Source organism: Bacteroidales bacterium (assembly GCA_035647615.1).
Taxonomy (GTDB): domain Bacteria; phylum Bacteroidota; class Bacteroidia; order Bacteroidales; family 4484-276; genus SABY01.
The window spans coordinates 1-15,206 of sequence record DASRND010000035.1 but is presented as its reverse complement, the minus strand read 5'-3'; the positions used below and the strand labels follow the sequence as shown (position 1 = coordinate 15,206).

The following is a 15,206-nucleotide window of genomic DNA, read 5'->3' as shown; positions in this document are numbered from 1 at the left end:
TTTGGGATAAGAACAGGAAGAGCCTGTATAAATAAAGTGGACGAGGGCTTCGACTTGGTTCGACTATGCTCACCAATCGATGTTCAACAGCGGACTCTGGCTTCGACAGGCTCAGCCACCGTAGCCTTGTCCAAACCCGACTTCTTTACAAACCCAACAATTCACTATTTTTGCCGGTACGCAAGGAAGAAGCAACTCACTGCTTTTTTGCTTTGCGATGATGAGCATATGAAAAAAATCATTTTTGTTATTTTTATCTATCTGTTTTGCTCCAGCTTTCAGAGAGTAAGTGCGCAAACTGCTGCCGACACTTTGGTTCCGCCTGTTTCGCGCGGCACCGTATTCGGACAAATATTTGCCGATTTTAAATACAATCTAAAGGCGATCGAAGAAGAGCCTCGCGCTGCTTTTCGTTTCAATCAGGGGATCCTCGGCTACAAGCACGATCTCAACCAACACGTTAGCGGCAAGATAATGCTCGATGTAACGCGCACCACCCATTTCACACATTTGCCCGATGCACTTGGCGTGGAATATTTTGAAGGCAGCAAATACACGGCTTATCTGAAGATGGCTGAGATAAAATGGCAGATGAGTCCGCATTTTACGCTTCGTTTCGGTCAGTTGCTCAACACGCAATACCTCACGGTGCAGGATGTTTTTTGGGGTTTCAGGTATGTGGAGGTTACGTTGCAGGAAAAGTTTAGGATGGGTGCGCCGGCTGACTTTGGCGCGCAGCTCGACGTGCAGCCGCACGAAAATGTGCTCGTGCAACTATCGGTAACCAATGGCGAAGGGCCTTTCAGATATCAGGATCAGCAGGGCAAAATGCTGTATGCTGCCAATGTGCAGGCCACGCCGGTGGAAGGATTGATTTTGAAACTATATGCCGATTATGCTCCGGCACCAACGGCAACAAAAGACGACAAATCGGTGATCAGCTTTTTTTCAGGCTTTCGCCAAAAACAATTTATGCTTGGCGCTGAATATAGCCACATCAACAATTTAGATTTTGAAAACACCAAAGATGTAGATGCCTTTTCTGTGTTTGGATCGGTGCTGTTTGCGCCAAAATTCACGCTTTTAGCTCGGTGGGATCGGTATCATTCTGCAGCTACAAACAACATCGATTATTTGTTGGGAGGAATCCAGTATGAACCGCTGCAGCATTTTACGATTGCCGTGAATGGCAGGTATTATTCTGCAAAAGAACAAGCCATGCTGCTGGCAAGTTTTGGGTTGAAGTTTTGATCTTAACCGGCAAATTCGAAGAGTTTTTTTTCTTATTGAAACCTCGAAACGGGTATGATCTCCACATTTTGCGAAAGCAACATCTTCTGCGCCTTGTCGAGGTCTTCGGCAAAACCTAACAAAAAGCCACCGCCGCCCGAGCCACACAATTTGAGATAATAGGTTCCAGTGTCCATGCCTCTTTTCCATACGTCGATGAAAGCCGACGGAATCATGGGTTTGAGGTGCGAAAGGAGGAAATGCGACAGCGACTTCAGGTTTTTGAAAAACTCACGGATGTCGCCACTGAGGATTGCTTCGATACTTTTATTGGTCAACGGTATCATCTCTTCCTTCACCAACTTCATAAAAGCAGCCTGTTTGCAATTATCAAAAAACAAACTTACCAACGGACCTGTCTTGCCCGATATGCCGGTATTGATAAGAAAGATGCCTCCATTTGTGGAGAAGTCGCGGGGGATGCCCACCGGCTCAATGTGGTGATTGGGTTTGATGAGCAAAGGATTGCGCACGTAAGAGTTGAGTGGGTCCATGCCGGAGCTCACACCATGAAAAAACGATTCCATTCTGGCGAAGATTTTCTTGAGTTGCGCAAACTCTTCTGTGCTGATTTGGTCGGAGGGCCTGATGCGTTGCAGCGCGTAACGTTCATAAATAGCAGCCACCAAAGCTCCCGAACTCCCCACACCATAACCTTGCGGTATCGACGACTCGAAATACATGCCAGCATCCACATCCGCAGCCAGAGTTTCCAGATCGAGATTTACCAATAGTTCGCCTTTGTCGTGCATGCTTTGCAACCAGGTCAAAAACTCGCGCAACGAACTATTCGACTCTTCAGCGAAAGTCAGATTGGTGTATTTATCTTCATTAATAAAACTCAGCTCTCCCTTGAAATGTGTGTATGGCACCGTAAGCGCCATCGAGTCGCACATGATGCTGTACTCGCCAAAAAGGAGAATTTTTGCGTAGAAAACGCCTTCTTTAATAATCATTTGCGGGATATCCTTTCCGGGCCGGTGCCCATGTGGTCGTTGATTATTGCGCCGTCAACACACCATTGTAAAAGTTCCTGTTTGATAAAATCCTGTACCTGCGATGCATATTGTTGCGGATAAAGCACATGTACATTGGGACCGGCGTCGAGCGTAAAACTTACCGGCACGCCACTTTCAGCGCGATAGCTGCGGATGGCATTGATGACATTCAGTGTGTTGGGTTCCATCAAAATGTATCCGGGCATCGACGACATCATCATGCCGTGCAGCGTAAGTGCCTCCTGCTCGGTGATGCTGATAAATGTTTCGAGATCGCCGGCTGAAAGCACCTCCAGCAGTTTCTCCAGATTGTTGGCGGCCTGTGTGTAACGCGCCGAAGCAAACGGGTGATTGTTCATCAATTGGTGTCCCTGGGTGCTCGATACTTTTTTCTCACCACGATTAACGATAAGTATGGAATCGTGATAGTTTTCAAAAACCGGATGAATGTTTTGTGTAACCGGGGTAGCGAAGAGGTCGGATGTGCCGGGAGCCGTTTTAATCTCGCCCCAGCTCACCACACCGCCATACACACTTCGCGCAGCACTGCCCGAGCCGATGCGTGCACAAAAAGAGGCCTTTTCGTAAAACTTCATTTTTTCTGAATCGGGAACATTCCCTATAATTTGTTCCATGTCGCACAGGCACAAAGCCAGCGAACTCATGGCTGAGGCCGACGAAGCAATGCCCGCAGAATGAGGAAAGGTGTTGGTGGTATTGATTTCGTAATCAAAAAATTTTAAAAATGGAATCTGCTCCTGCAAAAGATTAAAATAGGCCTTTACCTTATTGCTAAACTGTCGATTGATCTTTCCTTCGAACATCAGCTCTACTTTAAAATGCTCCGGGTCGGCGGCGGGTTTGTAGGACATGAAAGTTCGCGTTACCGACTCGCTAAGCGTAAAACTAAGTGATGGGTTGGCCGGCAGTTGAAATCCTTTTTTCCCCCAATATTTTATCAGCGCAATGTTGCTGGGGCTTTGCCAGGAGACTTCGCCCGATTTGGGTTCGATTTTTCTCTCTTTAAAATAATTCATTTTTTTCAGTTCAGCTTTTTGTAAAAATATTATCGAAGGCCACCATTTGCTGAAAAGCAAACAGGGTATCAAATCCTTTATTTTTTAAATAGCTTTTCAATTCCTCCAGGCCATGTTGCCAGGTAACCATCACAAAGTCGCCGCCCCAGGCGCCCAGCCATTTTACAGCTCCCGGAAAGCCGGGAAGAAGTGTTTCTGCCGCCGAAGGGTTCTGCAACACGCGCGACATCATTTGGTTGTGTTCGTGTATGATGTCTTCAAATTCTTCGAGCGTGGCTGCCTGTGCCATTGCTATTGACAAACGGCTGGCCTGAATAATTTTATCGCCCGACATAGCGATATTTGGCTGATGTTGCCGCACGCTTCCTTCCGATTGTTGCTTGCGACCGGAATAAACAAAGAATATCTGGTCGGAAAAATGTGGATAAAAATTCACCTTTTCAACCTGTGGAATATTTTTTTGCGCAAGCGTATAAAATATAGGTGTGGCGGCAGTGGCGCAGGCAATATCATATCCGGAGCCATTGCTTATCGCAAAATGAAGTGCATAGGAATCCACATCGAACCAACGGGCAACATTGCTGATCAACGTACTGCTGCTTCCCAATCCCCATTGGGGGCGAAATCCAAGGCGGGTTTCAACTTTATAATTATTATTAATATCTAAAGCCTTTGGATTCAGATGGGCTGCTGCATTCAACAGCTTTTCGAGATAGGCCGCCTTGTCAGCGTCACTGCTTTGTATTACTTTATGTTTATTAATATCAAAAACTGCCTCAAACCAGATTTTTTCCTGATCGCGGGCTGTCCAGTAAATTTTACCTGCAGACGGCTCCTGACTGATGATCACCTGTAAATCCTGTCCCATTCGCAGCGGAATGGCAAGCGCTGTTGCTCCGTTGAGGACCAGGTATTCGGCGGTGAGCAAAAATTTGCCGTGAGCAGAAAAAGTTTTTGTTTCCGACATTAGAATTTTTCGATTTTCTCTTCTTTTCGCAATCCAATGATGAATTTCCTGACAGCGGTAAATGATACTTTGTGAATGGCAAAATGAGCGGTGGCGAGCTTTTTCTCATGTTCCGACATTTCTATGCTGTTTAGAATATTCATCAGATGCATCTTCATGTGGCCAACCTGGATGCCTTTGGTCACCAGCGATTTGATGGCGCCGAAATTATTAGCCAAACCCATCGAGGCTGCTATCATCATGAGTTGTGGAGCAGTAGGGTTGTGTAGCAGCCGCAGCGAAAAGTTGGCCATGGGATGTAGGGCGGTGAGGCCGCCTACGGTACCAAGCGACAGCGGCACGGTGAGGCTATAATGAAATTTGCCGTTGGAGACATCTATTTCGGTGAGTGAGCGATAGTGCCCTGAGCGTGCCGCAAAAGCGTGGCCAGCCGCTTCGATGGCTCTGAAGTCGTTGCCGGTGGCCAGCGCCACGGAGTCTATTCCGTTGTAAATCCCTTTGTTGTGGGTTACAGCCCGATGAACATCGATGTGCGCAATCTGCACCGCTTTTTCAAATTTCCAGGCAAAATTTTCCGGGTCGTCAATGTCGGCGTTGCGCAGGCTGGCTATGTCACAAGCAACTTCCACTTTCACAAGACATTCAGGCGTGTAGTTGCTCAATATCGACATGATTACGCGGCATTCTTTCTCACGGCCTTGATAGTGTTCGTTTTCATCAAAATGAATTTCAAGGATGGAGGCAAATTCCTCAAGCACCGAATTGATAAAATTGGCGCCCATCGCATCCACAGTTTCAAAAGATGCTTTTAGTTGGTAATAGTTTTCGAGCTCCGCAGTTTTGTCGATCAGCTCGATGTTGCTGATGCCGCCGCCGCGTTGTTCCATGCTTTCGGTGAGATGTTGGGTGCCCAGCAGTAGTTCCTGTTTTAGTTGTGGAAACAATGCCTGCAGCTTTTCTGTATCGCCCTGCCAGATAAAATGTACCTGCCCGATTTTAGTCGTCGAAAGCACCTGCGCATGGAAGCCACCTTTGTCAGCCCAGAATTTGGCGCTGTTGGACGCTGCTGCCACCACCGAACTTTCTTCGATGACCATCGGAACGACATGATGATGCCCGTTGATGTTGACGTTGGGAACTACGCCCATCGGAAAGAAAAAGTTGGTGATGGTGTTCTCACTAAACTCATCAAAAAGCTTTTGCAGCGCAGCATCTTCATGCCAGTAACTCTTCAGTTCGTCGATGATCAGATCGGGGTTGTCGAAACGACTGGCGATCAGCTCCAGCTTTGCCTGCTTGTTGTATTTTGAGAAACCGCTTATAATCTGTTTTGAGTACATTTTCAAGAATTTTCTGCAAAAATAGTTTTTTGTAAAATGTCAATTTATGGGCATGTCGTTGCAAACGTTTTCAATTAAATCAGCCGAATAACAAGTGGCATAAATAATTGTTTAATGGTTTTAATTAATTATTAAACAAATTAATCGCTTCGTACTTTTCGCCAAGATAGTGATGCATTGGCAACTTATTTTGATCTGTCCTCATGTCCAGCTTAGTCCTCAGCAATTCGACATTGGGTATTACTGGATTTAAAATAGTGTAACCTTTTGATTAATGATCATTTATCTTTCCTTGACAATAAGTTTGTGGTTTTCAATCTCACGTCCATTGTGATCCAGAAACTTCAGGATATAGCTTCCCGGGCGTAGCCTGCGCGAATCGTACTGCAGGTTTTTGAGCCGCTGGAAGTTATTAATGGTGTCGGTAAGCTGGCCTTTGGTATTAAAAATCTCAACAGTAGTAGCATTGCGTTTTCCGAGGGTGATAAAAACAATATCATCGGCGGGATTGGGGAAGATGGAGATTTCTGTGTCGGGACCTTCGGCAGGACTATCTTCCATGCCAACGTAAAGATCGTCCCAGGCTGCCAGCGTATATTCTCCGGGCAGTAGCACGGGCAGATCGAAATAGCCAATATTATTCGAGCCGGTTTTTTCGGCAAATACTGGCTCCCAGTCGGCAGCTCGGTCGGCGCGGTACATTACGCCGATAGAATCGTTGGGGTCGCTCATCAGTTCATGATCCAGATGGTTGAATTTGCTGTACATAAAACTACCTTTCAGCTCGGTGCTTTCGGCGGTCACGGCATCGATGCGCCAGTGATGTGCATTGGAAAGGGTGATGCCGTTGACGGGATTTTTGGGTTCATCGGGCGCCACCCAACGATGGGTCATACGAATAAAAGCAGTGTCGCCGGGAGCTATTTCGGTGATTCCTATTTTACACATCAAATCGGAATAACTTTGCGAGAAAGGTGCACTGGCGGTGAGCGACTTGTCGGTGGTGGCATCGCCTATTTTATCGTAAAAGTCGGCCAGCACCGTTACTGGCAGCAGTGGCACCACAAAAGTTTGCTCACCGGTTTCGCCTGAAAATTCCATCAGGCGTGTTTCCATTCTACGCTGAGCATCCAAGAAAGTGACTTCTACCCGAACGGAATTACCAATAGTGCCGGGACCTCTGTATTTCTGCTTTGCAAAAACCGTTACCTCATGCTCATTGCCAAAAGGCACCACCTGAAATGAGTCGATAGAATATTCCGGGAAACCGGGACTAAAAATCCAGGTGTCGAAAAAGTCGGTTAAATTCATCCCACTGCTTGCAGAAAGGAAATCGCGTATTTCCCACGAGTCGATATAATCATAGGCATACGTTTCGAGATAATCCTGAACTGCCGGAAAAAACAAGCTGTCGCCCATGTAGTTGCGCAGCGTGTGTATCACCAGCGCGCCTTTTTGATAGACAGTTGTGCCATAAGTTTGTTCCGTTGGGATTCCGTAAAGTGCCAGAAAGCCGCCATCGTCAATGTGTGCGGTGTGCAACACATCTTTGTGGCGTGCAAACATATCGGAACGGTAAGCTGCTACACCATAAAGTGCTTCGCGGTACATCGACTCACAAAACACTGCCCAGCCCTCGTTGATCCACATATCTTCGGCAGAGGCGCACGTTACCAGATCGCCAAACCAATGATGCGAAAGCTCGTGCGCGATCAGCGATTCGTAGTTGAGATTGCCATTAATACAAAAATGCGGAAGGGCGATGTTGGTGGTGTGTTCCATAGCTCCTATGGCTGTTCCTACATAGCCCACGCGTTCCCAGCGGTAGGGGCCAAAATAATATTCGTAAGCATCAAGCACCTGCAGCAGTGTCGAAAAAGTGCCCGCTACCTTTGCCGTGTCAGCAGGCTTTACATAAATCTCTACGGGAATTTCATCGCCACTTATTGAGTTAAAAGTGTACGTTACTTTGCTGTAATTACCGGTAGCTACCGAGGCCAGGTAGGTGGGAATGGTGTTGCTGAGGCTCCAATGATACGTATGAGTTCCGTTTCCGTTGTCGGTAACTTCGAGCAGCAGCCCACCGGCTACAGCCATTTCATCGTTAGGAACCGTTGCGAAAATTTCGTAGGTGGCGCGGTCGTGAAAATCGTCGATGCACGGAAACCAGGTTTTGCCCAGGTTGTGCGGGTCGGTGGAAATGCCCACACCAAGATTAAAAGAGTAAGTGCCGTTGAAATGGTAGCCGCCCCAGTTGCTGTAGAATGGCGCACCGTGATAATGTACTTCCACCTCTGCCTGTTGGCCGCTTTGCATGGGCTGCGTCAGCGGAATACGGAGCAAGTCGGTGGTATGAGAATAATTTGTTACAGCTGCATTGTTTACTAGCACCTGATCTACGGTGAGGCTGCGCAGCTGCAGCGTAATCGTCTGAAGGTTATTTACTTTGCTTTGCAATTGCACCTTGCAGCGTGCGGTAATTGTTTTGGCCTGAGTGTTTACTTCATCAAGAAAAATAGTGTAATGAAGCGCATCGAGGGTGTCGCTGAGTTGTGAGGTTGCAGGCAGTCCTTTGCGGGGAGAGTTTGTCTGTGCTACAATGGTTTGTGGCGTCATACCCGAAAAAAAGATCACTGCAGTAAAGATTAGGAAGGTGAGATGTCTCATGATTTTGTTTTTGTATTGATCGGTAAAATTATAATTTCGTGCTGAAAAATGATCATCCAAATCAAAAAAACTACTTTCGCGGTTTAACAAGTTGTATGAAGGTGAACCTGATTTGTAAACCAGCGAATAAAAAGTTTACAGTTAAAAACTACAAAAATAGCTTATTTGCTCATTACAAAGCACTTGGTGGCATGGCATGTTTTTAGTTTAGGATGTCGCTGTCAAATCACATTATAGATAAAAATTTTGATAAACGTCATTACCATAAGAATACCGAGACGATGAAAAAACACTTTCTCCCATTGCTATTTTTATTTATTGCTTTTTGGATGCACAGCTCTCTGCATGGGCAAAACCGCATCTGGACGCTTGAAAGCTGCATTGAGTATGCGATTCAAAACAACATTCAGATAAAGCAGAGCGAGCTCAATATTGAGGCGAGCGGGGTAACGCTGCTCGAGAGCAAGCTAAGCCTGTTGCCCAGCCTCAATTCGAGTGCTGGTTTTAGCTACAACTGGGGGCGTTACCTCGACCAGGCGCTCAACTTATATGTCGATCGTGAGACGCGCCAGGGAAACCTTGGGCTCAACGCCAATCTGGTGCTCTTTGCCGGATTGCAGAAGCAAAACACCATCAAGAAACAAAAGATTGAATTTCAGTCGAGCAAATATGCCACCGATAAGATGAAGGATGACATCTCGCTGATGCTTACGCAGGCTTATCTTTCGATACTTTTCAACCGTGAGCTGCTGAAAGTAGCACGCGAACAGGTGGTTATTTCTGATGCGCAAATAGCACGCACCGAAAAACTGGTGGCAGCCGGAACTTTGGCACGCGGAAGCCTGCTGGAGATTCAGGCGCAAAACGCTGGTGAGGAGCTCTCGGTTATCAACTACGAAAACTCCCTGGATCTGGCCTACCTCGATTTGCTCCAAATCCTCGATTTGCCTGCTGACACCGATTTTGAGATAGATGTTCCGGTGATAGAATTCGAGATTACAGGCGAATTGCCAACTCTGGGCACCATTTATACGCTGGCTTCGGAACGGCTGCCGCAGATTAAAAAAGCAGAGCTCGACGTGGAAAGCGCCTACAAAGATGTGGCTATTGCCAAAGGACGGTTGAGTCCTACCCTGAGCCTCGCGACAGGATGGGGAACCAACTACTCGAGCAACTTCCCTGACTTTGATACTACTTCTGCTAACTTTGGTGGTGTGATGACTTTTGGCGATCAGTTGCGCAACAACCAATCACGCTACCTGGGACTCAGCCTCAATATTCCGATTTTTAACGGGTACCAGGCGTCTTCTAATGTTAGCCTGGCCAAGATAAACGCCACCAATGCTGAGTATAATTACGAGCTTACGCTCAATACGCTTCGCAAAAGCATCGAACAGGCCTACAGCGATGCAAAGGCAGCTTACAAAAGCTTCATTGCCACCAGGAAATCGGTCACTTCATTTCAGGAATCGTTCCGGTACACCGAGCAGAAGTTTAATGTAGGATTATCGAATTCGTTGGATTATAATATTGCCAAAACACAATTGGCATCAGCCGAGTCGGAGCTGATACGTGCCCGATATGATTATGTTTTTAAAGAAATAATCCTCGATTTTTACATGGGGCTGCCCCTCACGATGCCGCGATAACTTTCGGAAGTGAGGGCAACCAGTCTTTAACAAATGAATTTTTTTATTTTTGGACTTCAAAATTTACACCCATATTCGATCAAATGAAAAAAAAGACATGGATCATCATTGCGATAGCAGTAGTTGCAGTACTGATTGTTCTTGCTGTATTAAAAAATAAAGGCGCCATTGGAGCAAAAAGTGGCGTTAAGGTGACCACCGAAAAGGTGACACGACGCACCATCGTAGAAACGGTTTCGGCCAACGGCAAAATACAGCCGGAGAAAGAGGTGAAAATAACGCCTTACATCTCGGGCGAGGTGGTAGAACTGAAAGTGCGCGAAGGCGACGAAGTGAGCGAAGGTGATCTGTTGGCCAAAATCGACCCGGAGATTTACCGCAGCAATTACGAGCGCAGCGAGGCCGGATTACAGTCGCAGCGTGCTGCTGTGGCCAACTCCCGGGCGCGGCTGGTGCAAAGCGAAGCGCAGTTCACTTCAGCACAGCTCTCCTTCGATCGCAACAAGAAGCTATGGGAAGAAAAAGTGATCTCCAATGCCGAATACGAAACGGCACTTTCGCAATACGAAGTGGCAAAAGCCGAAGTACAGGCCGCTAAAGAAAATGTAAAATCTGCCGAATTTCAGGTGGCCAGCGCAGAAGCCTCCTTGCGCGAGTCGCGCGAAAATCTCACCAAAACAGCTATCTATGCACCTTCCGATGGCACCATTAGTAAATTAATTGTAGAAAAAGGCGAACGTGTTTCGGGAGCCTCCCAGTTTTCGGCCGGTACCGAGTTGATGCGCATTGCCAACCTCAACAGCATGGAGGCCGTGGTGCAGGTGAACGAAAACGACATTGTTCGTGTGCATCTCAACGATACTGCTTTGATAGAAGTTGACGCTTATCTCAACCGAAAATTTAAAGGTCTCGTTACCGAAATAGCTACTTCGGCTGATGTAACGGGAGTAAGTGCCGATCAGGTAACTAATTTTCAGGTAAAGATCAGGTTGCTAAAGGAATCGTACGACGACCTCATTCCCGACAATAATCCATTTTACTCGCCTTTCCGGCCAGGCATGTCTACTACTGTCGATATACAAACCAAGCGTGAGGGCAATGTGCTCACCGTTCCCATTCAGGCGGTTACTACCCGCGCCGACACTACCGGTAAAACGCTGTCGGGCAGTCGGCAGGCACAAACCCAGGGCGGTGATGGCGAAATAAAAAGCGTCAGTCAAAAATCCTCCGAAGAGAAGATAACTGAATACGTTTTTTTGATTGAAGATGGAAAAGCACGCATAGCTGCTGTGAAATCCGGTGTTCAGGATAACACCAACATCCAGATAGTGGAAGGCCTCGAAGAAGATCAGGAGGTGATTACGGGTCCTTATCGTGCCGTTTCGCGAACGCTCGAAAACGGGCAGGACGTGCAGGTAGTTAGCAAGGATAAGTTGTATGATGAAAAGTAGGATTTCAGATCGTCATTTCATTCTTTTTTTGGTCTAAAATAATCTGCGTGAGTAAATAGTGTCTGCATTTTCTTGCTGGCAGTGTGTTCATCGAGCTATATCAAAACTCTCCTATTTACTACTTTGCGTCCTATTGACGGGCATAGCAGGTATTAATTATAAAAAGAGTTCTCCCTTTGAATAACGAGGAGTAAATGATTGCAACCCTGCGTCATTTCTTGATCTTACATCCAGAACATTTTGGCGGGTTTGGTAGTTATTAATCAAAACTACCAAAAATGAAACCACTACATTTAAGCACATTATTATTTTTGTTGACATCCATATTATTTTTACAAACCAATGCACAGGAAACGATGAAATACAAACAACTGACGCCCGAAGAAGCGCGGGTGATATTGAACAAAGGAACCGAAATGCCCTACACCGGCGAGTTGTATAAAAATACCGCCGAAGGTAAATACGTATGCCGTCAATGCGGTGCAGCGCTTTATCGCTCACAGGACAAGTTTGAGTCGAATTGTGGCTGGCCGAGTTTCGACGATGAGATCGACGGTGCCGTAAAACACGTTCGCGATGCCGACGGCCGCCGTACCGAAATCATTTGCGCCAACTGCGGCGGACACCTGGGGCATGTCTTTATGGGCGAAGACTACACTCCCAAAGACACGCGTCATTGCGTCAACTCTATTTCCATGGAATTTATTCCGGCACAAAAAGCTATCGAGAAAGGCGTGGCCTATTTTGCCTCCGGATGCTTCTGGGGCACCGAATATTATCTGGCCAAAGCCAAGGGGGTGAAGTCGGCCACCTCAGGTTACACAGGTGGTCACGTAAAAAACCCATCCTATGAGCAGGTATGCACAGGCCGCACGGGGCACGCCGAAACGGTAAAAGTTGAATTTGATCCTTCAAAAATTTCTTATGAGGAGTTGACGAAACTCTACTTCGAGACGCACGACTTTACGCAGATTGGCGGGCAGGGTCCTGATATTGGCGACCAGTATCGCTCAGTAATTTTTTATACCGACGACCAGCAAAAGAAAACTGCCCAAAAACTGATTGATCAGCTCACTGCCAAAGGTTATAAGGTAGCCACTAAGCTGGAGAAAGTGCAGGAGTTTTTCCCCGCTGAGAAGTATCACCAGGGTTATTACGACAAAAGAGGTGGAACGCCTTATTGTCATATTAAAAGAGAGGTTTTTTAAATTCCGATGGATTGGAGTAATAAATTCGTCATGAATTAACCTATCACCCCTTCGGGGTTCTAATTGGCGTTAAATTCATCATTGCTATAAAAATATCACCCCTTTGGGGTTGCATCAGAATAGTTGCATATGATGGATTTGAATAAAAACGGGTCTGTAAATAAAAATGAGACCTGGAAGTATTTACAGGATAATACTATGACTGGTTGACAAATGACCTTACCTTAACTCCGAAGGAGTGACAGGGTTATAGCCCGAATGGTTGGCAAACGATCCCATCAGAAACTCCGAAGGAGTGACATTATTTTCCGGTTGTATACTTCTTTTTTAAAGATTAAAAAACCAACACCTTATTCTCTGAGCAGCTCCATGCGCAGCATATTGAGTGCGGTCAATGCTGCCTTCCGAATGTTGCGTTGACGATGCTCGCCAAAGAGAAACTTTTTAGAAGTAACACCTTGCGCTGTAGATAGGGCGATCCAGGTGGTGCCAACGGGCTTTTCGTCGCTGCCGCCGTCTGGACCTGCAATTCCTGAAACAGCCAATGCATAGTCGGTGCCGAACGATTTGCGCATGCCATCGGCCATTGCCTCCGCTACTTGTTGGCTCACAGCGCCATGTTCTTTCAATATTTTTTCGGAAACCGCCAGTGTCTGTGTTTTTATACGATTTTGATAGGCCACTACGGAACCCTGATACCAGTTTGAACTTCCCGCCACTGAGGTGATCAGGTGCGCCAAATATCCTCCCGTACAGCTTTCGGCTGTGGAAACAGTGCGGTGTTTTTTATGCAGCAGATTGCCTACCACAGCTTCTAAAGAATCGTCATTAAAACCAAAAACCAGATCAGGAATGATTTGTAATAACTGTTCGATCTGGTCTTGAATTATCGCGGTAAGCTCCTGTTTATTCTCGCCGGTAGCTGTGAGACGAAGTCGCACAATGCCAGGCTGAGGCAGATAAGCCAGTTTGATATTCGCGGGAAGCGCATTTTCCCAGGTTTCGATGGTTTCCGCCAGAGCCGATTCACCGATGCCCTGTGTCAATATCGTTCGGTGAAGTATAAATGAGCCTTCGAATCGTTTGAGCAGCCGGGGTAAAATCTCGTTCAGCATCATTGGCTTCATCTCAAAAGGAACGCCTGGCATCGAAATGTATATAATCCCCTCGTGCTCAAACCACATCCCCGGCGCAGTTCCGTTAGCATTTGGGATGACGGTGCACGACTGTGGAACATCGGCCTGGTGGCGGTTAACTTCCGTCATGGGATAGCCACGCTGCCGGAAAAGTCGCTCGATATGATCGTAAGTAGGCTGATGAAAAACCAATGGTGTGTTGAAATATTCGCATAGCGTAGGTTTTGTAAGATCATCGTTGGTAGGACCCAGGCCACCGGTAATAAGAATTACTGTGGCTCTTTGCGCTGCCAGCGCGAGCGCTGAGAGTATGTGGTTGCGCTCGTCGCTGATGCTGGTGATCTGATGTATTTCCAAACCAACAAGATTGAAATGCTCAGCCATCCAGGCCGAATTGGTATCGACAACCTGCCCGATGAGCAGCTCGTCGCCTATAGTAATGATCTCTGCTTTCATATTTTGATTTAATTAACTTTGTGCTTTTTTTTCGCAAAAGTAGGAAACTAAACGCTTTCAGAATTTTATTGATCATGACAAAACCTAATCCTCGCATTGCCGAATCCGAATTGATTATAAATCCTTCGGGAACAGTTTATCATTTGAATATCCATCCGGAAGATGTAGCCGAAAATATAATTCTCGTTGGCGACCCCGACCGGGTAGAAAAGATATCGGCGCGTTTCGATAAGATTGTCAACCGAAGCCGTAACCGTGAGATGGTTTGTCATACTGGTTTTTTTAATAATAAATTCCTCACGGTGCTTTCTACCGGCATGGGCACCGACAACATCGACATCGTCATCAACGAGCTGGATGCTTTAGTAAATGTTGATTTTGCCACGCGCACCATCAAACCAAAGCATACCTCGCTCAACATCGTGCGGCTGGGAACCAGTGGCGCTGTGCAACCCGATATTCCCGTGGATTCGTTTGCTGCTTCCACGCATGGCATCGGCCTCGACGGCCTGCTCAAGTTTTACGACAGCAGCCATGTGACTGATCAGGATCTTTCGGATGCTTTTATTGAGCAAACAGGCTGGCATAAAGATTTGCCTTATCCCTATGCCGTCGAATGTTCGCCTTCACTTTTTGCAAAACTCGCCGGTGGCATGAATAGCGGCATCACAGCTACAGCACCGGGATTTTATGGTCCGCAGGGACGCGTCATCCGTATCCCGCTGCAACATCCGCAGCTCATGGATAAAATGGCAGCACTGCGTTATAAAGGCCACCGGATTATCAATTTCGAAATGGAAACTTCAGCACTCTATGGTCTGAGCAAACTTCTCGGCCATCAGGCGTTAACAGTTTGTGCTATCATCGCCAACCGCGCCAACAGCACTTATTCAAAAGATTATCATCAATCTATCAATAGCCTGATAGACCTGGTGCTGGAACGGATCACCAGTGAAATGTAAAAATCATTATCAAACATATTTTTATAAAAAAGGCCACTCTGATCG

11 protein-coding genes are annotated in these 15,206 nt (G+C 46.6%); 5 read left to right on the top strand and 6 right to left on the bottom strand.

Translation table 11 applies throughout. The features are described from left to right. The first annotated feature begins 228 nt into the window (after positions 1–228). Positions 229–1,251 (top strand): hypothetical protein, encoded by a 1,023-nt coding sequence (locus VFC92_11655; protein ID HZK08843.1) that lies wholly within the window; start codon positions 229–231, stop codon positions 1,249–1,251. A gap of 32 nt (positions 1,252–1,283) precedes the next feature. Here the strand turns inward: VFC92_11655 and VFC92_11650 are convergent, their stop codons facing one another. The 5 genes from VFC92_11650 to VFC92_11630 all read right to left on the bottom strand — a co-directional run bounded on the left by VFC92_11650 (position 1,284) and on the right by VFC92_11630 (position 8,299). After that, complete coding sequence (locus VFC92_11650; protein ID HZK08842.1) at positions 1,284–2,246, bottom strand: hypothetical protein; 963 nt, start codon at positions 2,244–2,246, stop codon at positions 1,284–1,286. Further along, a complete protein-coding gene (locus tag VFC92_11645; GenBank protein ID HZK08841.1) occupies positions 2,243–3,325 on the bottom strand; it encodes a hypothetical protein in 1,083 nt (360 codons plus the stop codon). The genes VFC92_11650 and VFC92_11645 overlap by 4 nt, the downstream gene beginning before the upstream one ends. 10 nt (positions 3,326–3,335) lie before the next feature. Continuing rightward, positions 3,336–4,292 (bottom strand): GYDIA family GHMP kinase, encoded by a 957-nt coding sequence (locus VFC92_11640; GenBank protein HZK08840.1) that lies wholly within the window; start codon positions 4,290–4,292, stop codon positions 3,336–3,338. Continuing rightward, complete coding sequence (locus tag VFC92_11635; protein HZK08839.1) at positions 4,292–5,632, bottom strand: hydroxymethylglutaryl-CoA reductase; 1,341 nt, start codon at positions 5,630–5,632, stop codon at positions 4,292–4,294. Before VFC92_11635 ends, VFC92_11640 begins: the two co-directional genes overlap by 1 nt. A 282-nt stretch (positions 5,633–5,914) precedes the next feature. Next, positions 5,915–8,299 (bottom strand): M1 family aminopeptidase, encoded by a 2,385-nt coding sequence (locus VFC92_11630; GenBank protein HZK08838.1) that lies wholly within the window; start codon positions 8,297–8,299, stop codon positions 5,915–5,917. A 281-nt stretch (positions 8,300–8,580) separates the two neighbouring features. Here VFC92_11630 and VFC92_11625 point away from each other — a divergent pair, with 281 nt between their 5' ends. The 3 genes from VFC92_11625 (at position 8,581) to VFC92_11615 (ending at position 12,607) form a co-directional block, all read left to right on the top strand. After that, positions 8,581–9,948 carry a TolC family protein gene (locus VFC92_11625; protein ID HZK08837.1) on the top strand — a complete coding sequence of 456 codons (1,368 nt, stop codon included), beginning with the start codon at positions 8,581–8,583 and terminating at the stop codon, positions 9,946–9,948. 83 nt (positions 9,949–10,031) lie between these two features. Further along, positions 10,032–11,399, top strand: a complete 1,368-nt coding sequence (locus tag VFC92_11620) for an efflux RND transporter periplasmic adaptor subunit (protein HZK08836.1) — start codon at positions 10,032–10,034, stop codon at positions 11,397–11,399. A 356-nt stretch (positions 11,400–11,755) separates the two neighbouring features. Continuing rightward, on the top strand, positions 11,756–12,607 hold the full coding sequence (locus VFC92_11615; protein ID HZK08835.1) for a bifunctional methionine sulfoxide reductase B/A protein: 852 nt from the start codon (positions 11,756–11,758) through the stop codon (positions 12,605–12,607). 350 nt (positions 12,608–12,957) lie between these two features. On the opposite strand, the gene VFC92_11610 is transcribed toward VFC92_11615, so the two are convergent. Then, entirely contained in the window at positions 12,958–14,199 is a 1,242-nt protein-coding gene (locus tag VFC92_11610) for a competence/damage-inducible protein A (GenBank protein HZK08834.1), read from the bottom strand. 74 nt (positions 14,200–14,273) lie between these two features. Here VFC92_11610 and VFC92_11605 point away from each other — a divergent pair, with 74 nt between their 5' ends. Then, positions 14,274–15,161, top strand: coding sequence for a nucleoside phosphorylase (locus tag VFC92_11605; protein ID HZK08833.1), 888 nt, complete (start codon positions 14,274–14,276; stop codon positions 15,159–15,161). Positions 15,162–15,206 lie beyond the last annotated feature (45 nt).